Raw genomic sequence first — 24,522 nt, forward strand, 5'->3', positions numbered from 1 at the left:
GACCACGCCAGGCATTAAATGCGCACGTACAACCGCAGTGTGACGTACCCGGTCAGCGCCGAGATGAGCACCGCGACGCCGAGCAGGATCGGTGACACGATCACCACGTCCAGCAAGCCCATCGGCGGCAGGATCTGGGACGAGAACAGGTCGCCGGACATCTTCGTCACGCCGATCGCGCCCGCCGCCAGGAAGCCCAGGCCGACGATCGCGCCGACCAGGCCCGCCACCACCGCCTCGATGAGGAACGGCAGCTGCGTGTACCACCGGGTGGCGCCCACCAGGCGCATGATGCCGACCTCGGTGCGCCGGGTGAACGCCGACACCTGGATGGTGTTGGAGATCAGCAGCAACGCGGCCAGCGCCTGGATGAGGGCGAAGCCGAGGACACCGTTGCGCAGGCCGTTGAACAGGTCGATCAGCCGGCCCAGGAACTCGCCCTGGTCGTTGACGGCCTTCACGCCCGCCTTGCCGCTGAACGCCTGCACGATGACGTCGGCGCGCTCGGGGTCCTCCAGCTTGACCCGGAACGTGGCGGGGATCGCCTCGGGGCGGGCGAGCTTCACCAGCTCCGGCTGCGCCTCGAAGATCTCCTTGAACCGCTCGTAGCCCTTCTCGCGGTTCTCGTAGACGACCGTCTCCACCCCGGACGTGGTCTCCAGGGCACTGCGCAGGCCCGCGCACGGCTGCTGCGCGCAGTCCTTGTCGTTCGCGCTGACGTCGTTGGTGAGCAGGACCGAGACCTCGAGCTTGCTCTGGTAGTTGTCCTGCACCTTGTCGACCATGCGGACGATGAGGAGGCCGACGCCGAGCAGGAAGAGCGAGATCGCGGTCGTCAGGATCATCGCGATGGTCATCGTGACGTTCCGGCGCAAGCCGGTGACGACCTCGCTGAAGACGAAGCTGGTACGCATCGGGGGAGACGTTCCTCGGGGTCGGGGGTTGGGGGTTTAGCGGCCCACGCCGTAAACACCCCGCGCGTCGTCGCGGATGATGCGGCCGTGGTCCAACTCGACCACGCGGCGGCGCATGGAGTCGACGATGGAGTGGTCGTGGGTGGCCATCAGCACCGTCGTGCCGGTGCGGTTGATCCGCTCCAGCAGCAGCATGATGTCCTGGCTCGTGTCCGGGTCCAGGTTTCCGGTCGGCTCGTCGGCCAGCAGCACCAGCGGCCGGTTCACGAACGCGCGCGCGATCGCGACCCGCTGCTGCTCGCCGCCCGAGAGCTCGTGCGGCATCCGGTCGGCCTTGCCGTCCAGACCGACCAGCTGGAGCACCTCGGGCACCACCTTGACGATGGTGTTGCGCGGCTTGCCGATGACCTCCAGCGCGAACGCGACGTTCTCCGCCACGGTCTTGTTGGTCAGCAGCCGGAAGTCCTGGAACACGCAGCCGATGGACTGGCGCAGGCGGGGGACCCTGCGCCGGGACATCTTGGCCACGTCGAAGTTCGACACGTACACGCGACCCTTGCTGGGCACCTCCTCGCGCAGCAAGAGGCGCAGGAACGTGGATTTGCCGGACCCCGAAGGCCCGATCAGGAACACGAACTCACCCTTGTCAAGCTCGACGGAGACGTTGTCGAGCGCGGGGCGCGTGGAGGTCTTGTAGACCTTGGACACGTGTTCGAGGCGAATCACGACGGGGGAGTCTACCCGTGGCCTGGGTAAAGCCTCCGTCTCGCCCGCCTTAGTGCGGCGAGACGGAGGACTTGAACGATCACGAACCGATCACGAAAAGGTCAATCTCAGGCGCTCTGCTGCTGCTTGCGCCAGCGGATGCCCGCCTCCAGGAACTCGTCGATCTCGCCGTCGAGCACGGCCGACGGGTTGCCCACCTCGTGCTCGGTGCGCAGGTCCTTGACCATCTGGTACGGGTGCAGCACGTAGGAGCGCATCTGGTTGCCCCAGCTGGACCCGGTGTCCTTGAGGGCGTCCATCTTGGCCTGCTCCTCCTGCCGCTGGCGCTCCAGCAGCTTGGCCTGGAGGACCGCCATCGCGGTGGCCTTGTTCTGGAGCTGGCTGCGCTCGTTCTGGCAGGACACGACGATGCCGGTCGGGATGTGCGTGAGGCGCACCGCCGAGTCGGTCGTGTTCACGCCCTGGCCGCCGGGGCCCGACGAGCGGTAGACGTCGACGCGCAGGTCCTTCTCGTCGATGTCGACGTGGTCGGTCTGCTCGACCACGGGCACCACCTCGACGCCCGCGAACGACGTCTGCCGGCGGCCCTGGTTGTCGAACGGCGAGATGCGCACGAGGCGGTGCGTGCCCTGCTCGACACTGAGCGTGCCGTAGGCGTAGGGGGCGGTGACGCGGAAGGTCGCGGACTTGATGCCCGCCTCTTCGGCGTAGGAGGTGTCGAACACGTCGACGCCGTAGCCGTGGCGCTCCGCCCACCGCGAGTACATGCGCAGGAGCATCTCGGCGAAGTCCGCGGCGTCCACGCCGCCCGCCTCGGCACGGATGGTGACCAGGGCGTTGCGCTCGTCGTACTCGCCGGACAGCAGCGTGCGGACCTCCAGGGAGGAGATCTCGTCGCGCAGCTTGACGCGCTCGGTGTCGGCCTCGGCGAGGCTGCCCGCGTCGCCCTCGTCCTCGGCCAGCTCGTAGAGCACGCCGAGGTCGTCGAGGCGGTCGCGCAGGCCGGTGACGCGACGCAGCTCACCCTGCTTGTGGGAGAGCTGGCTGGTGACGCGCTGCGCCTTCTCCTGGTCGTCCCACAGGTCGGGGCGGGCCGCCTGCTCCTCCAGCTCCGCGACCTGGGCGCGCAGCGAATCGAGGTCCATCACCGCCTCGATGCTCGCGAGCGTGGCGGAGAGGTCCTTGATGTCTGCTTCGACGTCCGGGTTCACGGCAGAAGATTACGCCAGGACCGGTCGCGGAGTGCGACCGGTCGGCGCGGACGTGCCCGGGGTTCAGCCGGTCGGGATGGCGTCGAGCAGCTTGAGCACGGCCTTGGCGTGGGCCAGGCCGAACTCGGCCACCGCCTTGGCGTAGGCGTCCTCCGCCGTCTTGACCGCCGTCTTGGCGGCCTCCTGGGAGGCTCCGTAGCTCGCGCGGGCCGCGTCCACCAGCGCCTGGCGCTGCTTGGCGGTCAGCGAGCCGGCGTGCACCAGCCGCAGGATGAGCGGGCTGCGGAGGTGGTCCGGGCCGGGCTCGGACAGCAGCCAGTTCTTGAAGGCCTTCTTGCCCGCTGCGGTCAGCACGTACTGCTGACTGGAGCGCGGGCCCTGCTTGCCGAGGCGCAGCAGACCGGCGTCGGCAAGTGCGGGCAACTCGCGGTAGACCTGGCTCCGGGTGACGCTGAAGAACGCGCCGAAGCGCTCTCCGGCCTCAGCCACGAGCTGGCCACCGGTCTTGGGTCCGTCGTGCAGCAGCCCGAGCAGGGCGGCGGCAGTCGCGTTCAGGTCCGACACATCGTCAACGGTGCCACTTCCGAGTGCGGCTGTCCACAATGGTCAGCCGTTCTGTCCACAGTGGCTGATCACGGGCTAGTGGTGTTGGGCCATGCGGAGCAACGAGAAGCTCCGGTGCGTGACGGGGCGCTGATCAAGTGCCACGCTTTCGGCCTCTTGACCCGGTGTGTCCAGCCCAGGTGGAAAATCATTGCGGGACAAGGGAAACCGCACTTTTGCGTTCACCCGAACGGCAACTCAAACGTGACTCGCCGCTCTGTTGGTCTTGGTTCCGCACCCCAGGCTTAGCACAACCCGGTGATGTCGGGCTCCTGGTCTGGCGGATACGACCAGTGCTGGGATCATCACTCCATGTAGGCGTCGTTTTGGGAGGTTCCCCGTGGGCATCAAGTGGATGGAAGCGAAGGTCGTCAAGAGCGCCCGCGCCTGGGCCAGCGGATCGATCCCGGAACAGGCGGGCAAGGACGAGTGCATGGTCTGCGGCAAGCAGATCCGGCGCCACCGGACGGTCAGCGGCGAGGGCCGCGTCTGCTCGCTGGTCTGCGCGCAGTACTGGGCGGAAAACATGACCTGAGCCGAGAGCGGTGCACGCGAAAGGCCCCCTCCCCGGTAATCCGGAGAGGGGGCCTTCGCATTAGTAGCGGGGACAGGATTTGAACCTGCGACCTCTGGGTTATGAGCCCAGCGAGCTACCGAGCTGCTCCACCCCGCGCCGCTACAACCAACTCTACACCACCCGCGAAACGCATTTTCACCGGGGTGCACCCTCGCGACCACTGGGGTCACGACCAGGGAAAAGACCCCCTCCCCGGCATTGCTGCCGGGGAGGGGATTTCGCCTTGGTAGCGGGGACAGGATTTGAACCTGCGACCTCTGGGTTATGAGCCCAGCGAGCTACCGAGCTGCTCCACCCCGCGTCGGTAATACGAACTCTACGCGGGGTTTACCGAGGATGCAAATCGGGTGGCCGGAAGGTGTTCCAGGCCACCCGATCGCATCCCGCGGCTCAGCCCGTGGGCGTGGGCGAGGGCTGCACCGACGACGCCGGCGGCTGGTTCGCGCTGGCCGTCTCGAACCGCTTGGTCGCGTCGTCCAGCGCCTTGTACGCGTTGCCCAGGGCGGCGAAGTCACCGCTGCTCTGCGCGGCCTTGATGGCCGCCAGGGCGCTCTGGATGTCGCGCACCGCCTGCTGGAGCTCGGTGGTCTGCCCGTTGCCGTTCGGCGGCGTCGTCGTGGTGCTCGGCGACGACGGCGTCGTGTTCGGCGGCGTGGTGCCCGGCTGGTCGGGCAGCTGCGCCGCGGCGCCGGTGAGGACCTTCTCCAGGGCCTCCTTGAGCGTGCTGGCGTAGCCGACCTTGTCGCCGAAGCTGACCAGGACCTTGAACAGCTGCGGGAACTGCGTGTTCTGGCCGGCGCGCTCGATGTAGATGGGCTCCACGTAGAGCAGGCCGCCGCCCACCGGCAGGGTCAGCAGGTTGCCGTAGACCACCTTCGTCTGGCGCTGGGCCAGCAGGTTCAGCTCACCGGACACCTCGCCGGAGGTGAGGAACTGGGTCTGGATCTGCTGGGGACCCTTGGCCTCGTTGTTGAGCGTGAGGACGCTCATCTTCCCGTAGTTGTCCGGATCGGACCGGACGCTGACGTAGGACGCCATGAACTCGCGGTTCTGCCGCACCAACGCGCTGGTCAGCTGGAAGCTCACCTTGTTCGGGTCACCGGTCGGGTCGCCCGCCAGCACGTAGAACGGCGGCTGCTGGTCGCGCTGCTGCTGGCTGCCCTGCTGCTGCTGTTCGACCGTCGTCGCGTTGTCCACGGTCGGGTCGGACGGCACGCCCCAGAACGAGACGCCGGAGTAGAAGTCCCGCGGCTGGTCGACGTGGTAGCGGGCCAGCGTGTCGCGCTGCACCTTGAACAGGTCCTCGGGGTAGCGCAGGTGCTCGCGCAGCGACTGGGACATCTCGCTGCCCGCCTTCACCGTGCCCGGGAACACGCCCATCCACGCCTTGAGGACCGGGTCCTTCTCGTCCATCGCGTACAGGGTCACCGTGCCGTCGTAGGCGTCCACGGTGGCCTTGACCGAGTTGCGGATGTAGCTGACCGGCTTGTTCGGCTGCTGGATGCTGCCGGGCAGCGAGTCGTTCGTGGCCGCCGCCAGCGACGTGCGGCGCGCGTACGGGTAGTTCTCCAGCGTGGTGTAGCCGTCGACGATCCAGGTGATCTTGCCGTCCACCACCGCCGGGTACGGGTCGGCGTCCACGGTCAGCCACGGCGCCACGGCCTCGACGCGGTCACGCGGGTGGCGGTTGAAGATGATCCGCGACTCGTCGGTGATGGCCGAGTTGAACAGGATGTTGCGCTCGCCGTAGGCGGCGGCGAAGACGAGCTTGTTGAAGATGCCGCCGATGCGGACGCCGCCCTTGCCGTCGTAGGTGTACTGGGCGCGGTCGGTGTCGTACTCGCCGGGCGAGCCCTCACCGCGTCCGCCGACGATGGCGTAGTCGGCCCGGTTGCCCAGCTCGCCGAAGTAGGTGCGCGGCTGCTGGACGCCGAACGGGCCGGGCTTGACCTTGCCGTCCGGGTCCACCTCGGCCACGTCGAACACCGGGTAGCCGCCGTTGCCGCCCTGGTCCGCCGGCGAGTTGATCTTGCTGGCCTCGGCGAACACGATGCCGTTGCCGTGGGTGTAGATCAGGTGCTGGTTGATCCAGTCGCGCTGGCCCTCGGGGATGCCGGCGGTCTGGAGCTCGCGGACGGCGACGATGTAGTCCTGGAGCTGGTTGTCCACTTTGTACCGGTCGACGTCCAGCTTCTCCGGGAACGCGTAGAACGGCCGCAGCTGCTGGAACTGCGTGAAGGTCTTGGAGATCACGGCCGGGTCGAGCAGGCGGATGTTGCCCAGCGTCGCCTGGTCGCTCTTGAGCTCGTCCAGCGACACGTTCTGCTTGCCCTCGTACGGTTTGGTCTCCACCTTGTCGTCGGTGAGCCCGAACGCGTCCTTCGTCGCCGCGATGTTGCGACTGATCGACTCGGCTTCCTTCTCGATGGCGTTGGGCCGCACCGAGAACTGCTCCAGCACCGCCGGCCACGCCGCGCCGACCAGGATGCTCGACAGCACCAGCAGGACGGTGGCGATCGCGGGCAGCTGGAGGTTGCGCAGGATGGCGCCCGCGAAGAACGCCAGGGCGCAGAACACGGCGATGCACAGCAGGATCAGCTTGGCCGGCAGCACCGCGTTCAGGTCGGTGTACGTGGCGCCGATGAACTTGTCGTTGCGGTCGCTGAACAGCAGCTGGTACCGGTCGAAGAAGTACGCCACCGCCTTGAGCAGCACGAACACGCCGGCCACGATGGACAGGTGGGTGCGCGCCGGCCCGGAGAGCTGCCCGCCGCGACCCGCGAGCCGGATGCCGCCGAACAGGTAGTGCGCCACCACCGCGCCCACGAAGGAGATCGCCGTCGCGATGAACAGCCACGACAGCAGCCACGTGTAGAAGGGCAGCTCGAAGGCGTAGAAGCTGATGTCGTGCTTGAACTCGGCGTCCTCGACGCCGAAGGGCACCGAGTTGAGGAACAGCTGGAGGTGCTGCCAGTCGCCCTGCGCCGAGGTGCCCGCGATCAGGCCGACCAGCAGCGGCAGGCCGATGGCGAACAGCCTCATCCGCCGGGTGACCACCGCGCGGTAGCGGGCCACCGGGTCGTCGGGCCCGGACACCGGCACGAACACCGGCCGGCTCCGGTAGGCGATGATCAGGTTGAGCGCGACGAGCCCGCCGACCAGCGCCCCGACCGCGAAGAACAACCCGAAGCGGGTCGCCAGCACGGTTCCGTAGACGCTGCGGAAGCCGACCTCGCCGAACCACAGCCAGTTGACGTAGGTGCCGAGCAACCTGGAGCCGGTGATCAGACCGACCAGGACCACCGCACCGACGATGAGCAGAATCCGGCTTCGACGGGACAGCCTGGGCAGTCCGACCGGGGGCCGAGTGGCCACTGGGCACGCTCCTGGATCGCGGTAATGGCTTTCGTACGTTCTGTCCAACTGTACGGAGGCCGCCCAGGGTTCCCCGTTCGGTCGGTCGATTCGGGTGGATGGGACCATGAGGGGCGTGCCAGCCAGTGAGAAGCCGACCGTCGCGCTGCCCGCCGTGGCCCGAGAGGTCGAACAGTTCGTGTCCTCCGCCGGGTGGAACCAGCCGCCGCAGCTGTTCGCGCTGGTCCCGACGGCGGACCTGCTCGCGCAGCAGCCGGAGCTGTCGGGCCAGCTCGACCCGGCGGCCTCCCCGCTGACCCCGATCGCCCAGGACGCGCTGCCCTCGGACCAGCTGGACCAGGCGCTGGCCGGCATCGCCTGGCCGGACGTGGTGCACGGGTGCGCGCTGGCGCAGGAGATCGTCGTCCTGCCGCCGGAGGCCGAGGCCCAGCTGGCCGAGGGCGACCTGGACGACGAGGCGGCCCGCCGCTTCGCGGCCGAACACCCCCAACGCCGCGAGGCCCGCCTGGTGGCGGCCGTGCTGCGGGACGGTTCGGCGGCGTGCGTGCTGCGCCTGCGCGGCAACACCGAGGTGCCGGAGGAACTGGTCGAGCACCCGGAGTTGGCCCCGAACCTCACCGACGCGCTCCTGGAGACCCTGAAGCCCTAGGACGAGCTCCCGGGACCACGACGAGCTCCCAGGACGCACCACCCGCCGGCCCGAGCCCTCCGGTCGCCGCCGACTCCCGCGCGCCACCAACTCCCGCCCACCGCGAAGTCCCGCGCGACCTCCACGCCCGGCACTGTCGGTCCCCGGTGGGAGAATGGAACCGGGGGCCGGAGGCCACGCCGGCGTGCTTCAAACCCGCACCTCACGCGCGAGCCCACCAACCCGACCACAAGCCGAGCCGCGCGGGCGCAACCGACGGCCCGCCGGCCCAGCCCCGCCGCCGGCCCGCACAGCCGGCCCGCACAGCCAGCCCCGCGTGCCCCAGCCCGAGCCGCAGACTCAGCAGGTCGGGAAGTCGCGGCCGGCGTTGATCGCCTCCAGCGAGGACACGGCGTCGGCCAGCTTCTCCACCTTGACCAGCTTCATGCCCTCGGGCGCGTGCTGCTTGGCCTCGTCGCAGTTGCCCGCCGGCACGAGGAACGTCTTCGCCCCGGCCTCGTGGGCGGCCACCATCTTGAAGTTGATGCCGCCGATGCGCCCCACGTTGCCCCGGTCGTCGATCTCGCCGGTGCCCGCCACGGACTGGCCGCCGTTGAGCTCCCCCGGCGTCAGCTTGTCGACGATCGACAGCGCGAACAGCAGCCCCGCCGACGGCCCGCCCACGTCGGACAGGCTGATCTTGATGTCGAAGTCGACGTCCGCGCGGTCCACCGGGAGCACCCCGAGGAACCCGTTCTGCCGGTCCTCCTGCTTGCCCAGGGTCACGCGCGCGGTCTGGCGGGCGGACTCGCGCTGGAAGGTGATGTCCACCTGGTCGCCGGGCTTGGTGTTCTCCAGCGCCGTCCGGACGTCCTCGTACTGGGTGACCTCCTTGCCGTTGACCGCGAGCAGGCGGTCGTTGGGCTGGATCACGTTGTCCGCGGCGCTGCCCTTGGTGACCTCGGCGGCGACGACCTTCATCGGGTACTGCAAGTAGCGCAGCGCGGCGACCTCGGCGCTGGTCTGCGAGTCCTGGAACGCCTTCACGTTCTGGTCGCGGACGTCCTGCTCGCTCTCGCCGGGCCGGAAGAACTCCTCGCGCGGCGCGAGCGCGTACCGCCCGCTGACCCACAACCCGAGCGCCCCGAACAGCGACACGTCGTCGGTGAGCGACACGGTGGTCATGGTCAGCGTGCCGTTGGTCGGGAACGTCTGCTGCCGCTCGATGTGCACCACGTCCGCGCCGTTGACCTGGCTGAGCGTGTCGTAGGTGGGGCCCGGTCCGAGCGCCACGTACGGCACCCGCGCGAACCCGCCGAGCAGGCCGAGGCCCAGCACCACCGCCAGGCTGATCACCAGGGTCCACGTCCGCCGGGTCAACCCGCGCCGGGGCGGTGCGGGCGGTGGGGTCGGCTGGTCCACGACGGTGTCGGTGCCTTCGGTCACGCCCGACAGGGTAACGGCCACCCCCTCACGCCGTGGGCGAACCGGTCCCGCGCACCACCGGTGTCCCGCGTACCGTGGTGGCATGAGTGACGTGCCCTTCGGGTTCGGCCCGCAGGACCCCGACGACCGCGACCGGAGGCCCGAGGAGCCGGGCGGCAACCCGTTCGACTTCTCGCAGCTGGGCGCGATGCTGAGCCAGCTGGGCGCGATGTTCAGCGGCGCGGGCACGTCGTCCGGTCCGGTCAACTACGACCTCGCCAAGCAGATCGCCTTGCAGCAGTTGGCGGGCAAGGGCGGCATGGGTTTCGCCCCGGACCAGACCAGCGCGGTGGCCGACGCCGTGCACCTGGCGGAGATGTGGCTCGACCCGGTCACGGCGCTGCCCGCGGGCACCACCAAGGCCGAGGGCTGGACCGCCCGCGACTGGGTGGAGCGCACCCTGCCGACGTGGCAGCGGCTGTGCGACCCGGTGGCGCGGCGGATGTCCGGCGCGTGGGTGGACGCGATGCCCGCGGAGGCCAAGGAGGCCGCCGGTCCGCTGCTGTCGATGCTCGGGCAGATGGGCGGGATGGCGTTCGGGTCGCAGCTGGGTGGCGCGCTCGCGCAGCTGGGGTCGGAGGTGCTGACCTCCACCGAGGTGGGCCTGCCGCTGGGTCCGGAGGGGACGGCGGCGCTGCTGCCGGCCAACATCGAGAAGTTCACCGAGGGCCTGGAGCGGCCCGCCAGCGAGGTGCTGGTGTTCCTCGCCGCGCGCGAGGCGGCCCACCAGCGGCTGTTCAGCCACGTGCCGTGGCTGCGGCAGCGGCTGCTGGACACGGTGGAGGAGTTCGCGCGGGGCATCACGGTCGACACCTCCGCGCTGGAGCAGCTCGCCGGCCAGGTGGACCCGGCGAACCCGGCCTCGATCGAGGAGGCCATGAAGTCGGGCATGCTCGAACCGCAGACCACGCCCGAGCAGCAGGCCGCGCTGTCCCGCCTGGAGACGCTGCTGGCCCTGGTCGAGGGCTGGGTGGACGTGGTGGTGGCGGAGGCGGTCACCGAGCGGCTGCCTGGTGCGGAGGCGTTGCGCGAGACGCTGCGGCGGCGGCGTGCCTCGGGTGGTCCGGCGGAGCAGACGTTCGCCACGCTGGTCGGGTTGGAGCTGCGGCCCCGGCGGCACCGGTCGGCGGCGGCGCTGTGGAAGCTGCTGGGCGACCAGCAGGGGATCGAGCAGCGCGACAGCGTGTGGGAGCACCCCGACCTGGTGCCCACCGCCGAGGACCTGGACGACCCGATGGAGTTCGTGGAGCGGTTCGGCCAGACCCGCAAGGCCCTCGAGGACCCGATGGCGGAACTCGAGCGCACCCTGCGCGAGGCCGACGGCCCGACCGACGAGCCCGAGCAGGACAAGCGCGAGGACTGACCTCGTTCGCGCCGACGCCGGCTCACCCACCCGGGTGAGTCGGCGTCGCCCGTTCTAGTCCTCCTCCGTGATGCCCAGACCGGCGGCGGCCGACAGCCCCTCCAGGTACCCGACGGCCCGCTCCGCCTTCGGGTAGCGGTGGACGAGGTCCCAGAAGTCCTTCCCGTGGCCCGGCACGCGCAAGTGCGCCAGTTCGTGCACGAGGACGTAGTCGAGCACCCACGCGGGCACGTCGCGCAGCCGCTCGCTGATCCGGATCGTGCCCTCGCTGGGTGTGCAGGACGCCCACCTCGTGCGCATCGGCGGCACCCACCGCACGCTGCTGGGCTGGACGCCGTCCAGGTAGCGGTCGGCCAGCTCCTCGCACCGCGCGAGCAGGGCCGCGTCCGACGTGCGCGTGGGCGAACGCCTGCGGGTCTCGCTGCGCTGGAGGCGGCTGAGCATCTCCGCGACCCAGTGCTTCTCCTCGCTCTTGCTCATGCGCGCCGGCAGCAGGACGACGACGGTGTCCCCCTCGCGGTACGCGCTCACCATCCGACGGCGCCGAGCGCTGCGCCGTACCTCCACCTGCGGTTCGGGCATGGGCATCACGGTAAGGCCCGACACCGACAATCCGCGGCGGCCAAGCGGCGGTCTGTGGATGGTCGGAGGAACAGATTCGCCCGAACGACGGCTGGACACGCGGGAGGCGGCGTGCAGCGGTTGCGCGTCCACACAGGTAGCGTGCTGCGCAGCCCCCGAGTGTGGCGCAGATCGCTCCGCACTCACGAAGCGAGGAGGAAGCCGTGGCCGAGACCTACAACGGCTACTGCGTCAAGTGCCGTGAGAAGCGTGACTTCACGGGCGAGGTGCACGAGAGCAACAACCGCAGGATGGCCAAGGGCAAGTGCCCCGTCTGCGGGACCACGGTGACCCGGATCCTGGGCAAGGCGAAGGTCTGACCGCGTGGTGGCCGGGCCGCCGCGCCCGGCCACCCGTCAAGGCCGACAACCCGGGCTGTGGACAGCCCGAGGGCCTGTGGACAACCGATTCGCCGCAGGTCACGGGGTCGCGGCAGGCTGCTCGCCGTGACGCCACCCCACCGCCCCCGGGTCCTGCCCGGCCTGCCCGTGCTGCGCCGCCGCGCCGACGCCGTCCAGCTCGGCGCCGATGCCCGCCACGCCGTCCTGGTCGAGGACCTGACGGCGCAGATGGCGACGGCCCTGCTCGGCCTCTCCGGCCGGCACACCTCCGCCGAGCTGCGCGACCGGCTCCCCGCCGACCAGGTCGAGGACTGGGTGCGGCTGGTGGACGCCCTCGTCGCGACCGGGCTGGTCGAGGAGACCGTGCCCGTGCCGCACCCCCGGCTGGCCGCCGAGGCCACCTCGTGGGCGCTGCGCACCGGCCGACCCGCTCCCGCACTGGCCGCCGAACGGGCCGCGAAGTCCGTCGTCGTCCACGGTGACGGGCGGCTGACCAGCGCTGTTGCCGGTCTGCTCGCCGCCGCGGGCGTCGGCTCCGTGCGGGTGACCACGCGGGGCCGGGTGGGTCCCGAGGACACCGGGGCCGGGTACACCGAGGACGACGTGGGCCGGTTCCGCTTCGACGCCGCCGCCGACGTCCTGCACCGGGCCTGCGGCGCGGTCCGCACGGGTCCGCGCACGAAAACACCCGATCTGGTGGTGCTCGCCGACGCCCCGGTCCCCCGCCCCGAGCTGCTGCGCGGGCTGGTGCTGGACCGCACGCCGCACCTGGCGGTCCAGGTGCGCGAGGGCCTGGGCGTGGTCGGCCCGCTGGTGGTGCCGGGCCGCAGCAGTTGCCTGAGGTGCGCCGACCTGCACCGGACCGACGCCGACCGGGACTGGCCGGTGCTGGCCGCCCAGCTGGTCGACCGGCCGCAGCACGGTGACCTGGCCACGGTCACCGCCACGGCCGGGCTCGCGGCGGCGCAGGTGCTGCTCGCGCTGGACCACGAGACGACCACGCGCACCCGCCCGCCCACGTGGGACGCGACACTGGAGGTAGACGCGTTCGCCGGGCTCGTGGAACACCGGATCGCGCCCGTGCACCCCCGCTGTGAGTGCCGCTCGCTTGTGTGAGTCGTTCCTCAGGGTGCGCTGTGTAGGTTCAGGTGTGGACCAAGTCGGTCGTCGGTGTTCGTCGGGGCGGGGGGAGAATCTTCGGGTGAGCGAGATCCCGCGCAAGGCCGTGCAGCGCACCGCGAAGCTGGCCAGCCTGCCCATCGGGGTGGCCGGCCGGGTCGTGGGCGGCTGGGGCAAACGGCTCGCAGGCCGCAGTTCCGAGGAGGTCAGCGCCGAGGTGTCGGCGAAGACCGCGGAACAGGTCTTCGCCGTGTTGGGCCAGCTCAAGGGCGGTGCCATGAAGTTCGGGCAGGCCTTGAGCGTGTTCGAGGCGGCGGTGCCCGACGAGCTGGCCGAGCCGTACCGGGAGGCGCTGACCAAGCTCCAGACCGCCGCTCCGCCGATGCCCGCGCGCACCACGCACCGGGTGCTGGCCGAGCAGCTCGGGTCGGGGTGGGTGAAGCGGTTCGCGTCCTTCGACGACGAGCCGGCGGCGTCCGCGTCCATCGGCCAGGTGCACCGCGCGGTGTGGCACGACGGGCGCGACGTGGCGGTGAAGGTGCAGTACCCGGGCGCGGACGAGGCGTTGCAGGCCGACCTCAAGCAGTTGCTGCGGTTCTCCCGGCTGCTCCAGGCGATCATGCCGGGCACCGAGGTGAAACCGCTGCTGGAGGAGCTGCGGGACCGGTACTTGGAGGAGCTGGACTACCGCACCGAGGCGGCGAGCCAGCGGGTGTTCGCGAAGGCGTTCGACGGCGACGACCACGTGCTGGTGCCCAAGGTCGTCGCCAGCTCGCCCAAGGTGATGGTCACCGAGTGGACCGACGGCGTGCCGCTGTCGAAGATCATCCGGTCGGGTGAGCGCGAGGAGCGTGACCTGGCGGGTCGGCTGCTGTCGGAGTTCCACTTCTCCGCCCCGAGCCGGTCGGGCCTGCTGCACGCCGACCCCCACCCGGGCAACTTCATGCTCGGCGCGGACGGCCGCCTGCGGGTCCTGGACTTCGGCGCGGTCGCGCGCCTGCCCGACGGCCTGCCCAAGACCCTGGGCCTGATGACGAGGCTGGCCCTGGACGGCCGCTCGACGGACCTCCTGGACCTGCTGAAGTCGGAGCGCTTCATCCGGCCGGGCACGGAGTTGCGGGAGGACGACGTCCTCAACTACCTCGCGCCCTTCGTCGAGCCGCTGCGCGCGGAGACCTTCCACTTCACCCGGAAGTGGCTCCAGAAGCAGGCGGAACGGGTGGGCGACCTGCGCAGCCCCGACTCCCACACCGGCCGGTCGCTGAACCTGCCCCCGCAGTACCTGCTGATCCACCGCGTGACCCTGGGGGCGACCGGCATCCTCTGCCAACTGGACGCCCACGTGCCCGCGCGCGAGATCGTCGAACGCTGGCAACCCGGCTTCGCGGACTGACCCTCCCCGTTCGCCGGGTTGTCCACAGGCCCCGAGTTGTCCACAGTTCGCGATCCGACCCTGGCGGCGGTCGGCTCCCCGGCCGATCCTCGACTCATGGACGTGATCAAGACCTCGGACCTGAAGGCCGCGGGCGTGCCCCGGTACCGGATCGACCTGCGCTGCCGCCCCGGCGGGCCGTGGCAGCGCATCCTGCCCGGCGTGCTGCTGCTCGGCGCGGCGCCGCCCACCCGGGCCGACCGCGTGAAGGCGGCGCTCGCCTACGCCGGCCCGGAGGCGGTGCTGACCGGCGTCGACGCGCTGCACACCCACGGCCTGCCCGGCCTGCCGCTGCCGCAGCGCGTGCACGTGCTCCAACCGGCCGGCCGGCGAAGATCGGGCGACCACCACGTGCTGCTGGAACGCACCACCCGGCTGCCCCGGCCGGTGCACAAGGACGGCTTGCCCCTGGCCCCACCGGCCCGGGCCGTCCTCGACGCGGCACGCCACGAACCGCACCCGGCGCGAACACATGCGCTGCTGACAGCCGTGCTCCGCTCAGGCCTGTGCTCGCCGCCGGTCCTGCTGGCCGAACTCGACGCCGGCAGCACACGCGGCGCAGCGACACCCCGAGCGATCCTGCGCGCCCTGACACGCCCGGCAACCCGACACCCAGCGAGAGGAGCCGCCCATCACCGCTAGCCCCACATCACCAATAGTCGGCGGGCAACTTGCCCTCGATGTCGCGGACGTGGTTCCGCGCGCACACGTGGCACAACCACTGGTCGTGCCCGCGGTCCTTCTCACGCACCCACGCGAGCAGTTCGGCCGGGTTCGTGACGGACCCACGGGTCCGCCCGCAGCGCGCGCACGCCTCGGCCCCGGCCGCGGTGCTCACGGCTTGCGACCCAGGTGCACGGTGTTCGCGATGAGCAGGTAGACGTCGTCGCGCAGACCGACGTACTCCGGGTCCTGCGGGTCGAGGAGCCGCTCGACGGTGCGCCGGTCCGCGGGGTGCAGGCGGTCGCCGGCGACGTCGGCCAGCCACTGGAGGCGCTCGACCGCCCAGTCCCGCACCGCTTGCTTGGCGGGCGCGGGGTGGTCGACGAGGTAGCTGAACGCGGTCACGTCGAGCAGGCCGGCCTCGGCCAGCACGACGTTCCAGCCGACGGGCAGCCGCACCTTGTCGGTCATGGACTCGCGCATGCGCACGAACCACTCCGCGCGTGCGGCGGCCAGGCGTTCCTGGAGGCCGGGTTCGCCCACGCCGAGGTCCCAGGGCAGGAACCTGCCCTCCAGGCCGCCTTCGGCCAGGGCGAGCACGCCGCCGGGCGCGAGCGCGTCGACCAGACCGGCCACCCCCTGCCGCTCGTCGGGCAGGTGGTGGACGACGCGCGCCGCCCAGACCAGGTGCGCGGGACCGGCGAGGTCGGCGAGGCGTTCGGAGGCGACGTCGGCGAGCACCGGGCGGACCTTGACCGTGGGGTTGGTGTTGTCGTGCCCGTAGCTCGCGGCGGCGCGGGCCGCGGTCGTCGCGGCGTCGAGCAGTTCCGGCACGGCGTCGATCAGCACCACGGTGCCACCGCCGCGCGCGTTGAGCGCTTCGACGAGGGCCACGCTCATGCCTCCCGCGCCACTGCCGACGTCGACCACGACCGGGTCGTCCGGCAGCGAGCGGACGAGCCGGCGCGCGACCACGCGCTCGGCCTCGGCGTCGAGTTCGTTCGCCCGCCGCATGGCGGTCAGTCGGGTTGCCCAGTCGATTCCGTCGTGAGTGTGAGCGGCCACACCGGAGACCGTACCCACGACAAGGCCCGCCCTCCCGTCGAAAACGGGAAGGCGGGCCACATCGGACACCCATCACGCACAACGCGAAGCCCAGGTCACGGCCGGAGAACACCGACCGACACCGGGTCCGGTTCGGGCCGAAGAATCGGCCCCCGTCCCCGGTGCCGGCCGACGAACGAGCCCCGCCGCCGGTGTCGACCGACGGGGTGAGCCCTGCGGCCGGTGTCGACCGGCGGGTGAGCCCTGCGGCCGGTGCCGACCGGCGGGTGAGCCCTGCGGCCGGTGCCGACCGGCGAGGCAAGCCCCGCGGCCGGCAGGTGAGCCCCGCTCCCGGTGCCGGTCGGCGGACCGGCCGGCACCGGATCGTGCGGCACTAGACGGCGCGGGCTTTGAGCTGTGCCCTGCGCTGGGCCCATCCGGCCAGTCGACGCCACCGGCGGGCGACGACGAGGCGGTGGGCCACGCGTTGCCGTTCGGCGAAGACCTCTGCGTCATGCATTCGGGATCTGGCCAGGTTTTCTTCGAGCAACATGGGGTTACCTCGCGGGTTGAGTTCGATGATCACTGCTTCGTCTGCGGTGGTGCGGTAGCCGTTCACGCGGCGGCCTCCTGGTCGGTAGCCCCCCGGACGGTGGTGGTTGCGGCGGGCGCCGCGGGCACAACGGGAGCGGCGTCCTTGCGCGGACGGCCACGAGGCCGCTTCCGCGCGATGACGGCTCCGCGCTCGAAGATCTCGCCGCCCCAGACCCCCCAGGGCTCGTGCCGGGCGATGGCGCCCGCCAGGCACTCGGCGATCACCGGGCACGTGGTGCAGAACGCCTTCGCCTGCTCCAGCTCGGCGGGAGCGTCGGCGAACCACAGGTCCGGGTTGTTGGTACGGCAGGGAAGCTCCAGACCGGCGTCCGGCGCGGTGTCGATCAGGTTGGCGACACCGGTCGTGGCGAGGTCCTCGGCGGACAGCGTCCCGGCTATCGGGACGGTCGCGGTCAACATCAGGTGGACTCCTGTCACAGGTCTTGCGATGGGGTTTGTCCTGCTGAAACAGGTCGAACAAACACGAAGGCCGCGGATCCGGTTACGGGTCCGCGGCCTTCGTGGGCTTCAGGTGGCCTGATGCTGGTGGGCTCAGGTCCTTCGCCTGTGCGCGGACGGCGCAACGTTCTGAGTCGGGACAACGGTCGGCTTGTACTGCGCCGGCACCTGGATCACGTGAACTCGCTCGCCGCCCCGCTCGAAGGCGCGGCGATCGCGGGCAGACTTCTCCCCCGCGACGCGAGCGTTGCCGGACACAGCGCAGACACCGGTCATGAGGAGACCGGGCATCCCGACAGTCATCGGAGTGTTCACAACCGGTCACCTCCTCGGGTGGCTAGTCTCGAAGCAACGCTCTTCATCCCCAGCAGGCGCTCTTCGCGCCTGGCCTCAGCAGGTTATGACCCTGCCCCAGACCGGTGCAACCGGTTTTTCCAAATACCTGTCGATCGTGTGAAGTTTCAGCGTTTTCCCTGCACAAGGGCGAGGACGTCGGCGCCGTAGCGATCGAGCTTGGCCGCGCCGATGCCGGCGATCGCGACGAGCCCGGCGATGTCCTCGGGTCGCTGTTCGGCGATCGCCACGAGCGTCGAGTCGGTGAAGACGACGTACGCCGGCACCTTCAACTCCTTCGCCCGGCCCGCACGCCACGCCCGCAAACGGCCCAACAGCTCTTCGTCCAGATCCGAAGGGCACGTGCCGCACCGGCTGAGCTTGACCGCGGTCGCGTCCACCAACTGCGTCCCGCACACCCGGCACTGGGGCTTGGGCCGCTTCTGCAACGGCTCGCGCTTGGCCACCGTGCGCGAAGCGGGGTGGTCGTCGGGGATGAGCCCGTAGAGGAACCGGCTGCGCCGCCGGAACCGGCGACCACCGGCCGCGCGGGCCAGCGCCCACGACAGCCACAGGTGCTCACGCGCCCGGGTCACCCCCACGTACAGCAGGCGGCGCTCCTCCTCGACCGCGGCCTCGTCACCGTCGGCGTGCAGGATCGGCAGCGTCCCCTCGACCAGGCCGACGAGGAACACCGCGTCCCACTCCAAGCCCTTCGCGGCGTGCAGCGACGCCAGCGTCACGCCCTCGACGGTCGGCGGGTGCTGGGCCTCGGCCCGGACCTCCAGCTCGGCGACGAACTTCGGCAGGTCCGCCCCGTCGACGGTGGCCACGAGCTCCTCGGCCAGCTCCACCAGCGCCAGCAGCGACTCCCACTTCTCCCGGGCCGCGCCGCCGGCGGGCGGGTCGTCGGTCAGCCCGATGGGAGCCAGCACCTCGCGCACCACCTTGGGCAGCTCGCCCGGCGGGTCCTGCGCCGCGGCCTGCCGCAGCGCCACCACCGCCTGCCGCACCTCGGCGCGCTGGAAGAACCGCTCCCCGCCGCGCACCTGGTACGGGATGCCCAGCTCGGCCAGCGCCTGCTCGAAGATCTCCGACTGCGCGTTGACCCGGTACAGGATGGCCACCTCGCTGGCCGCCACACCCTCGTCCAGCAGCGCCTTCACCCGCCGCGCGACGGCCGCGGCCTCGGCGGGCTCGTCGTCGAACTCGGTGAACTTGGGCGCGGGACCGTCCGGTCGCTGTCCGACCAGCCGCAGCCGCGCGCCCGCGGGACGCCCGCGCGCCCACTTGATGACCTCGTTGGCCAGCGCCACGACCTGCGGCGTCGACCGGTAGTCGCGCTCCAGCCGGACCACGGTCGCCTCGGGGAAGCGGCGGTTGAAGTTCAGCAGCGGCATCGGCGACGCGCCGGCGAAGGAGTAGATGGTCTGGTTGGCGTCGCCGACGACGGTCAGGTCGTCGCGGTTGCCCAGCCAAGCGTCGAGCACGCGCTGCTGGAGGGGGGTGACGTCCTGGTACTCGTCGACCACGAAGCAGCGGTAGCGGTCGCGGAACTCCTCGGCGACGTCGCCGTGCTCCTCCAGCGCGGCGGCGGTGTGCAGGAGGAGGTCGTCGAAGTCGAGCAGCTGGGCGTCGTTCTTGAGCTGCTCGTAGGTGCGGTAGACCTGCACGACCTGCTCGGCGGGCGCCGGGGTGTCGCGGTGCGCCTTGCCCGCGGCGACCGGGTAGTCGTCGGGCGTGACCAGCGAGGCCTTCGCCCACTCGATCTCACTGGCGAGGTCGCGCAGCGAGTCCGACTCGGTGGACAGCCCCGCCCGGTTGGCCGCCTGGGCGACCAACCGCAGCTTGTTGCGGTCGATCAGCTCCCAGTGCGGTCCGCCGACGACCCGCGGCCAGAAATAGCGCAACTGCCGAAGCGCCGCGGCGTGGAACGTGCGGGCCTGCGCGCCGTGCACGTCGAGCGCCCGCAACCGGGTCCGCATCTCGCCCGCGGCACGCGCGGTGAAGGTGACGGCGAGCACCTGGCCGGGCGCGATGTGACCCCGTTGCACCAGGTAGGCGATGCGATGGGTGATCGTCCGGGTCTTGCCGGTCCCCGCCCCGGCGAGCACGCACACAGGACCACGCGGCGCCTCGACCGCGGCCCGCTGTTCCGGATCGAGTCCCTCCAGCAGCCGCTCCATGCCCCGCATCCTCGCATTGGACACCCACCGCGCGGTGATGGGGCGACACGGCGCGCCGTATCCTGGTGGGTATGGCTGGTAAGGACAAGGCGGCGGCGAAGGCAGCCGCCCAGGAGCGCCGCGCGGCGGCGAAGGCCCGACGGGGCCAGATCTTCGAGGCGTTCAAGATGCAACGCCGCGAGGACAAGGCGCTCGTGCCGCTGATGCTGCTGTGCGTGCTGGGCGCGACCGCGGCGGCGTTCCTCATCGGCCTGATCTGGGACATGCAGTGGGTGCTGCTGCCCCTGGGCATCGCCGTGGGCGCCCTGCTGGCGGTGATCGTCTTCGGCCGCCGGGTGCAGCGCACGGTCTACGCGAAGGCCGACGGCCAGCCCGGCGCCGCCGGCTGGGCCCTGGACAACCTGCGCGGACGCTGGCGGGTGACCCAGGGCGTGGCCGCCACCGGCAGCGCCGACATGGTCCACCGCGTGATCGGCCGCCCCGGCGTGGTCCTGGTCGCCGAAGGCGCCCCCCACCGCGTCAAGGGCCTCCTGGCCCAGGAGAAGAAGCGGGTCGCCCGGGTGATCGGCGAAACCCCGATCTACGACGTCATCGTGGGCACGGAAGACGGCCAGGTCCCCCTCCGCAAGCTCCAAAGCCACCTGATGAAGCTCCCCCGCAACATCTCCGCGGCTCAGGTCGACACCCTGGAGAACCGCCTACAGGCCCTGGCCAGTCGAGGCACAGCCCTCCCGAAGGGCCCCCTCCCCCAGGGCGCCAAGATGCGCAACATCCAACGAGCCATGCGCCGCCGCTAAGGCCGCAAAAGGTTCCACCAAGATCCCGACTTCACCCAATCCCGCGAACTCAGTGCGGATCGGGCACTTTTCCGCACCCAAGATCGTTGCCGTAATGAATATGGAGGCGGCACGGCACGAGGCACGCCCCCAGCCACACCGCCCGCCACACGACGCCCCAGTGCCCCGCCGCCGCCCGCCTGCCCGCCTGCCCGCCGCCCGCCTACTGGCGCCCGGCTGCCCGGCCAGCTCCAGCGATCTCCCCCGGTGGCCGCCCGAGCTGTGGACGCCCAGCTGTGCACGCCCAGCTGTGCACGCCCAGCTGTGCACGCGAGTCGGCCCGGCTCAGCGCGCGGCGGGTGGCGGAAGTGCCAGCCGCTGGTAGCGGAGGTGCCAGCCGCTGGTAGCGCCGCGTGGTGCCAGTCGTCGCGCCCGGCGGCAAGTGCTGCCAGCCACGCCCAGCAGGGCAGCTGCCGGTCGCGCCCAGCGACGCAGCGGGCAGTCGCACCCAGCAGGGCGGGTCCGGGGAAAGTCGTGGGACGGCGAGGCAGTGGTGGTGTCAGGCGCGCGGGGTCAGCGGACGCGGATCACCGGACTCAGCGGACGCGGATCACCACGGTGCCGGTGGCCTTGTCGTGGAGGCAGCGGCCGTCGGCGTCCCAGATCACGGCCGGGATGATGGGGAAGATGAGCACCGTGCGCAGGACTGCCCTGGGCAGGCCCACCAGGGGGGCGCCGTCCAGGCGGGCCACTCGGAGGCCGAAGACGGCGTGACCCGGGGTGAAGCCGAAGAAGCCGACGGCGATGGTCGTGATGGCGAACCACGCCAGCAGGCTCCAGTTGCGCGGCAGCTCCGGGTAGGTGAAGACGCTGGCCACGCCCATCGCGAGGGCGAAGTCGAGCAGGATCGCGAACGCGCGGCGGCCGGAGCCGGCTACCGAGCCGGGGCCCGACTGGGGCAGCCCGAGGCGTTCGCCCTTCCAGCGCTGGGCGGTGCCGTCGCCGGAGTCGGCGCCCGGCTCCAGTGCCGAGCGGGGTCCTGACAGCCACGAACCGGTCCACTTGCTCACCCCACCAGAGTAAAGCCGTGCTCAGCGGGTGAGGAGTGGCAGGTCGGGTTGCCGGTCCCGGGCGGCCCGTTAACACTGGCGAAACATCAGGGTGATTGCTGGGCAACACCGCGGTCTTAGCGTCGCCCCCGATGGCAGGCCGCCAGACACCGCGGCGAACAACCACGCCCCCACCGCAGTAGAGGAGTCGACGAGGGTGTTCAAGAATCCCGACGAGGTCCTGAAGTTCATCTCCGACGAGGGCGTGAAGTTCATCGACGTCCGCTTCAGCGACCTGCCCGGCGTGATGCAGCACTTCACGCTCCCCGCGTCCGCCTTCGACGCCGACGCCATCGCCGAGGGCCTGGCGTTCGACGGCTCCTCCGTGCGCGGCTTCCAGTCGATCCACGAGTCGGACATGCTGCTGCTGCCCGACCTGTACACGGCGCGCATCGACCCGTTCCGGATCGAGAAGACGCTGATCGTCAACTTCTTCGTGCACGACCCGTTCACGCGTGAGGCCTACAGCCGCGACCCGCGCAACATCGCGCGCAAGGCCGAGCAGTACATCACCGAGTCGGGCATCGCGGACACCGCGTACTTCGGCGCCGAGGCGGAGTTCTACATCTTCGACTCGATCCGCTTCGACACCACCGCGAACGCGTCCTTCCACGAGATCGACTCGATCTCCGGCTGGTGGAACACCGGCCGTGAGGAAGAGGGCGGCAACCGCGGCTACAAGGTCAAGTACAAGGGCGGCTACTTCCCGGTCACGCCGACCGACCACTACGCCGACCTGCGTGACAAGATGGTGCTCAACCTGGAGAGCAACGGCTTCTCCGTCGAGCGCGCGCACCACGAGGTCGGCACCGCCGGCCAGGCGGAGATCAACTACCGCTTCAACACGCTGCTGCACGCCGCCGACGACCTGATGCTGTTCAAGTACATCATCAAGAACACGGCGTGGCAGGCGGGCAAGACCGTCACCTTCATGCCGAAGCCGCTGTTCGGCGACAACGGCTCGGGCATGCACACCCACCAGTCGCTGTGGAAGGACGGCGCGCCGCTGTTCCACGACGAGTCCGGCTACGCGGGCCTGTCCGACACCGCGCGCCACTACATCGGCGGCATCCTGCACCACGCGCCGTCGCTGCTGGCGTTCACCAACCCGACGGTGAACTCCTACCACCGCCTGGTTCCCGGCTACGAGGCCCCGGTCAGCCTGGTCTACTCCCAGCGCAACCGGTCGGCGTGCGTGCGCATCCCGATCACCGGCAACAACCCGAAGGCCAAGCGCATCGAGTTCCGCTGCCCCGACTCGTCGGGCAACCCGTACCTGGCCTTCTCGGCGATGGTGATGGCGGGCCTGGACGGCGTGAAGAACAAGATCGAGCCGCCGGCCCCGATCGACAAGGACCTCTACGAGCTCCCGCCGGAGGAGGCCCGCGACGTCAAGCAGGTCCCGGCCTCGCTGGACGCCGTGCTGGACAACCTGGAGCAGGACCACGAGTTCCTGCTGGAGGGCGGCGTCTTCACGCCGGACGTGATCGACACGTGGATCTCGTTCAAGCGCGAGCAGGAGATCGACCCGCTGCGCCTGCGCCCGAACCCGTACGAGTTCGCCCTGTACTACGACGTGTGATCGGCGCGGGGCTTTGACCAGCCGTTCCACCGGCTGAAGCCCCACGCAGGCCGTCTCAGGTCTTCTGACCCGGAGAGGCCGTCCAGAACGAAGGCCGAGGGCCGGGTGACTACTCCAGTCACCCGGCCCTCGGTCGTTGTGCGGCCCGAACACGCCCTCACGTCGCTGGTGCATGCGGTATCCGCACGCCATCACCACGGACATGCACTCCCTCGCCCGAGCCGTCCACGCCGCGTAGCTCCAAACCAGCACATCAGCCACCAACGACGAAGCCCCCGGCCAAGCAGCGGCCGGGGGCTTCGAGGGAAGAAGGGCTACTTCGGGATCGGCACGCCCGACACCGCGACCTCGCCGCCCGTAGGGGCGAGCTGGCCGATGATCCCCGAGAACGTCACCGTCACCGTCGACCCCGCCGCCGCGATCCGCTGCTCCAACTCCACATACCCGCTGATGCTGGAGTTCTTGGCGATCGACACCGGCCACTTGCTGGTCGACAAGGACGCGCCGTAGTCGCGCTTCGTGTCGTCGACGGCTGAGATGGAGGCCAGGGGCAGGTCCATCTTCGCCGTGCTGGCGTTTATGGCCGTCACGTGCAGGCGCAGGCGTCCGCCGGTGTTCTCCACGCGCGTCACCTCCACCGTGAGCAAGCCGCGGGCCACCTTCCACGAGCCGGTGGCCACCTTGGTCTCCGCGGTCGAGGTGGGGGTTTCCTCGGTTGTCGTGGTTTCGCCGATGACGCCTTCCAGGGACGTGGCTGTCCTGGTGGTGGTCGTGGGGGTGTTGGAGCTCAGGGTGACGCTGAGGGCGCCGATGCCCACCGTGCCCGCGGTCGCCGCCTGGATCACGCCCAGGAGGACTAGCACGCCCAGGACGACCAGTCCGATCTTGAGCGCGGCGCGGTTGTTCTTCTTGCGGTGGTGATGGTGGTGGATCTCGTCGTCCATGACGTCCTTCGTCCGGGCGCACGCGTGCGAACGTTCAGGCTCCCCCAGAGCCACCACAGTCTCCGCAGAACCAGCACCAATAGTCAATGCGTGCAACGAGATGGCACACCCCTGATCAACCCAGCGTGCACGCGCGACGACACCTCGTACAAGAGGGGTAGGTCGTCGCACGTTCGTGGTGGGCGGTTAGGGTCGCGCCGTGTCTGATGACGTCGCTACCGCACAGGTGCTGTCCACCAACATCTTCGACTCCGCCGCCGAGGCGATCGAGGCGATCGGCGCCGCCGACGTGCTCGGCCTGGGCGTCAAGGTCTCCAACCGGCTTGTGCCGGACGAGGACGGAGACGACTCGTTCGTGGAGGAGTGGGTGGTCGAGCTGCTCACCTCCGTCCCCACGGTCGACGAGGACTGAGGAAGACCGGGGCCTCCCCGCGGAG

24 protein-coding genes and 2 tRNA genes are annotated in these 24,522 nt (G+C 70.6%); 10 read left to right on the forward strand and 16 right to left on the reverse strand.

What is annotated here, in order from left to right; genetic code table 11:
• Window positions 1-14: 14 nt before the first annotated feature.
• The 4 genes from ftsX to WBN91_RS11510 all read right to left on the reverse strand — a co-directional run bounded on the left by ftsX (window position 15) and on the right by WBN91_RS11510 (window position 3,415).
• Window positions 15-914: a permease-like cell division protein FtsX gene (ftsX, locus tag WBN91_RS11495; protein ID WP_337724103.1), complete on the reverse strand. Its 900-nt coding sequence runs from the start codon at window positions 912-914 to the stop codon at window positions 15-17.
• 36 nt (window positions 915-950) lie between these two features.
• Entirely contained in the window at window positions 951-1,640 is a 690-nt protein-coding gene (ftsE, locus tag WBN91_RS11500) for a cell division ATP-binding protein FtsE (RefSeq protein ID WP_337724104.1), read from the reverse strand.
• A gap of 107 nt (window positions 1,641-1,747) precedes the next feature.
• Window positions 1,748-2,851, reverse strand: coding sequence for a peptide chain release factor 2 (gene prfB, locus WBN91_RS11505; protein ID WP_337724105.1), 1,104 nt, complete (start codon window positions 2,849-2,851; stop codon window positions 1,748-1,750).
• Between the two features lie 63 nt (window positions 2,852-2,914).
• Window positions 2,915-3,415, reverse strand: coding sequence for a PadR family transcriptional regulator (locus WBN91_RS11510; protein WP_337724106.1), 501 nt, complete (start codon window positions 3,413-3,415; stop codon window positions 2,915-2,917).
• 379 nt (window positions 3,416-3,794) lie between these two features.
• Between WBN91_RS11510 and WBN91_RS11515 the strand changes: the two genes are divergently transcribed.
• Window positions 3,795-3,989 carry a hypothetical protein gene (locus WBN91_RS11515; protein ID WP_121222664.1) on the forward strand — a complete coding sequence of 65 codons (195 nt, stop codon included), beginning with the start codon at window positions 3,795-3,797 and terminating at the stop codon, window positions 3,987-3,989.
• A gap of 64 nt (window positions 3,990-4,053) precedes the next feature.
• Here the strand turns inward: WBN91_RS11515 and WBN91_RS11520 are convergent.
• The 3 genes from WBN91_RS11520 to WBN91_RS11530 all read right to left on the reverse strand — a co-directional run bounded on the left by WBN91_RS11520 (window position 4,054) and on the right by WBN91_RS11530 (window position 7,406).
• Window positions 4,054-4,127, reverse strand: a tRNA-Met gene (locus WBN91_RS11520).
• 128 nt (window positions 4,128-4,255) lie between these two features.
• Window positions 4,256-4,332: transfer RNA gene (locus WBN91_RS11525), tRNA-Met, on the reverse strand.
• Between the two features lie 89 nt (window positions 4,333-4,421).
• The gene (locus WBN91_RS11530; RefSeq protein ID WP_337724108.1) at window positions 4,422-7,406 is read right to left on the reverse strand and encodes a UPF0182 family protein; all 2,985 of its coding nucleotides are present in this window, start codon (window positions 7,404-7,406) and stop codon (window positions 4,422-4,424) included.
• Window positions 7,407-7,512: 106 nt separating this feature from the next.
• On the opposite strand from WBN91_RS11530, the gene WBN91_RS11535 reads away from it, so the two are divergent.
• Window positions 7,513-8,055 carry a PPA1309 family protein gene (locus WBN91_RS11535; RefSeq protein ID WP_337724109.1) on the forward strand — a complete coding sequence of 181 codons (543 nt, stop codon included), beginning with the start codon at window positions 7,513-7,515 and terminating at the stop codon, window positions 8,053-8,055.
• A gap of 339 nt (window positions 8,056-8,394) precedes the next feature.
• Here the strand turns inward: WBN91_RS11535 and WBN91_RS11540 are convergent, their stop codons facing one another.
• Window positions 8,395-9,480, reverse strand: coding sequence for a YlbL family protein (locus WBN91_RS11540; RefSeq protein WP_337724110.1), 1,086 nt, complete (start codon window positions 9,478-9,480; stop codon window positions 8,395-8,397).
• Between the two features lie 82 nt (window positions 9,481-9,562).
• Between WBN91_RS11540 and WBN91_RS11545 the strand changes: the two genes are divergently transcribed.
• A complete protein-coding gene (locus WBN91_RS11545) occupies window positions 9,563-10,882 on the forward strand; it encodes a zinc-dependent metalloprotease (protein WP_337724111.1) in 1,320 nt (439 codons plus the stop codon).
• Between the two features lie 54 nt (window positions 10,883-10,936).
• Here the strand turns inward: WBN91_RS11545 and WBN91_RS11550 are convergent, their stop codons facing one another.
• Entirely contained in the window at window positions 10,937-11,464 is a 528-nt protein-coding gene (locus WBN91_RS11550; RefSeq protein WP_121222674.1) for a M48 metallopeptidase family protein, read from the reverse strand.
• 203 nt (window positions 11,465-11,667) lie between these two features.
• On the opposite strand from WBN91_RS11550, the gene WBN91_RS11555 reads away from it, so the two are divergent.
• From WBN91_RS11555 to WBN91_RS11570, 4 genes are all read left to right on the forward strand, one after another.
• Window positions 11,668-11,823 carry a DUF5679 domain-containing protein gene (locus WBN91_RS11555; RefSeq protein ID WP_015098458.1) on the forward strand — a complete coding sequence of 52 codons (156 nt, stop codon included), beginning with the start codon at window positions 11,668-11,670 and terminating at the stop codon, window positions 11,821-11,823.
• Between the two features lie 126 nt (window positions 11,824-11,949).
• Window positions 11,950-12,960: a ThiF family adenylyltransferase gene (locus tag WBN91_RS11560; RefSeq protein WP_337724112.1), complete on the forward strand. Its 1,011-nt coding sequence runs from the start codon at window positions 11,950-11,952 to the stop codon at window positions 12,958-12,960.
• An 85-nt stretch (window positions 12,961-13,045) separates the two neighbouring features.
• On the forward strand, window positions 13,046-14,356 hold the full coding sequence (locus tag WBN91_RS11565; RefSeq protein ID WP_337724113.1) for an ABC1 kinase family protein: 1,311 nt from the start codon (window positions 13,046-13,048) through the stop codon (window positions 14,354-14,356).
• Between the two features lie 96 nt (window positions 14,357-14,452).
• Entirely contained in the window at window positions 14,453-15,037 is a 585-nt protein-coding gene (locus WBN91_RS11570; protein ID WP_337724114.1) for a hypothetical protein, read from the forward strand.
• A 7-nt stretch (window positions 15,038-15,044) separates the two neighbouring features.
• Here WBN91_RS11570 and WBN91_RS11575 read toward each other — a convergent pair whose 3' ends face one another.
• From WBN91_RS11575 to WBN91_RS11595, 5 genes are all read right to left on the reverse strand, one after another.
• Window positions 15,045-15,233: a hypothetical protein gene (locus WBN91_RS11575; RefSeq protein WP_337724115.1), complete on the reverse strand. Its 189-nt coding sequence runs from the start codon at window positions 15,231-15,233 to the stop codon at window positions 15,045-15,047.
• Window positions 15,230-16,123, reverse strand: a complete 894-nt coding sequence (locus WBN91_RS11580; RefSeq protein WP_337724116.1) for a class I SAM-dependent methyltransferase — start codon at window positions 16,121-16,123, stop codon at window positions 15,230-15,232. The genes WBN91_RS11575 and WBN91_RS11580 overlap by 4 nt, the downstream gene beginning before the upstream one ends.
• Window positions 16,124-16,496: 373 nt before the next feature.
• Complete coding sequence (locus tag WBN91_RS11585) at window positions 16,497-16,721, reverse strand: hypothetical protein (protein ID WP_337724117.1); 225 nt, start codon at window positions 16,719-16,721, stop codon at window positions 16,497-16,499.
• Complete coding sequence (locus WBN91_RS11590) at window positions 16,718-17,116, reverse strand: WhiB family transcriptional regulator (protein ID WP_337724118.1); 399 nt, start codon at window positions 17,114-17,116, stop codon at window positions 16,718-16,720. Before WBN91_RS11590 ends, WBN91_RS11585 begins: the two co-directional genes overlap by 4 nt.
• A gap of 500 nt (window positions 17,117-17,616) precedes the next feature.
• Window positions 17,617-19,683: an ATP-dependent DNA helicase UvrD2 gene (locus WBN91_RS11595; RefSeq protein WP_443217700.1), complete on the reverse strand. Its 2,067-nt coding sequence runs from the start codon at window positions 19,681-19,683 to the stop codon at window positions 17,617-17,619.
• Between the two features lie 62 nt (window positions 19,684-19,745).
• Here WBN91_RS11595 and WBN91_RS11600 point away from each other — a divergent pair, with 62 nt between their 5' ends.
• The gene (locus tag WBN91_RS11600; RefSeq protein WP_337724120.1) at window positions 19,746-20,471 is read left to right on the forward strand and encodes a DUF4191 domain-containing protein; all 726 of its coding nucleotides are present in this window, start codon (window positions 19,746-19,748) and stop codon (window positions 20,469-20,471) included.
• A gap of 575 nt (window positions 20,472-21,046) precedes the next feature.
• On the opposite strand, the gene WBN91_RS11605 is transcribed toward WBN91_RS11600, so the two are convergent.
• Window positions 21,047-21,520, reverse strand: coding sequence for an RDD family protein (locus tag WBN91_RS11605; RefSeq protein WP_337724121.1), 474 nt, complete (start codon window positions 21,518-21,520; stop codon window positions 21,047-21,049).
• A gap of 196 nt (window positions 21,521-21,716) precedes the next feature.
• Here WBN91_RS11605 and glnA point away from each other — a divergent pair, with 196 nt between their 5' ends.
• Complete coding sequence (gene glnA / locus WBN91_RS11610) at window positions 21,717-23,141, forward strand: type I glutamate--ammonia ligase (RefSeq protein WP_337724122.1); 1,425 nt, start codon at window positions 21,717-21,719, stop codon at window positions 23,139-23,141.
• Between the two features lie 314 nt (window positions 23,142-23,455).
• On the opposite strand, the gene WBN91_RS11615 is transcribed toward glnA, so the two are convergent.
• Window positions 23,456-24,085 (reverse strand): hypothetical protein, encoded by a 630-nt coding sequence (locus tag WBN91_RS11615; protein ID WP_337724123.1) that lies wholly within the window; start codon window positions 24,083-24,085, stop codon window positions 23,456-23,458.
• A gap of 199 nt (window positions 24,086-24,284) precedes the next feature.
• Between WBN91_RS11615 and WBN91_RS11620 the strand changes: the two genes are divergently transcribed.
• Window positions 24,285-24,497 carry a hypothetical protein gene (locus WBN91_RS11620; protein ID WP_121222700.1) on the forward strand — a complete coding sequence of 71 codons (213 nt, stop codon included), beginning with the start codon at window positions 24,285-24,287 and terminating at the stop codon, window positions 24,495-24,497.
• The last annotated feature ends 25 nt before the right edge of the window (window positions 24,498-24,522 follow it).

The organism is Saccharothrix sp. CCNWYY140 (assembly GCF_037401995.1).
Taxonomy (GTDB): Bacteria; Actinomycetota; Actinomycetes; order Mycobacteriales; family Pseudonocardiaceae; genus Actinosynnema.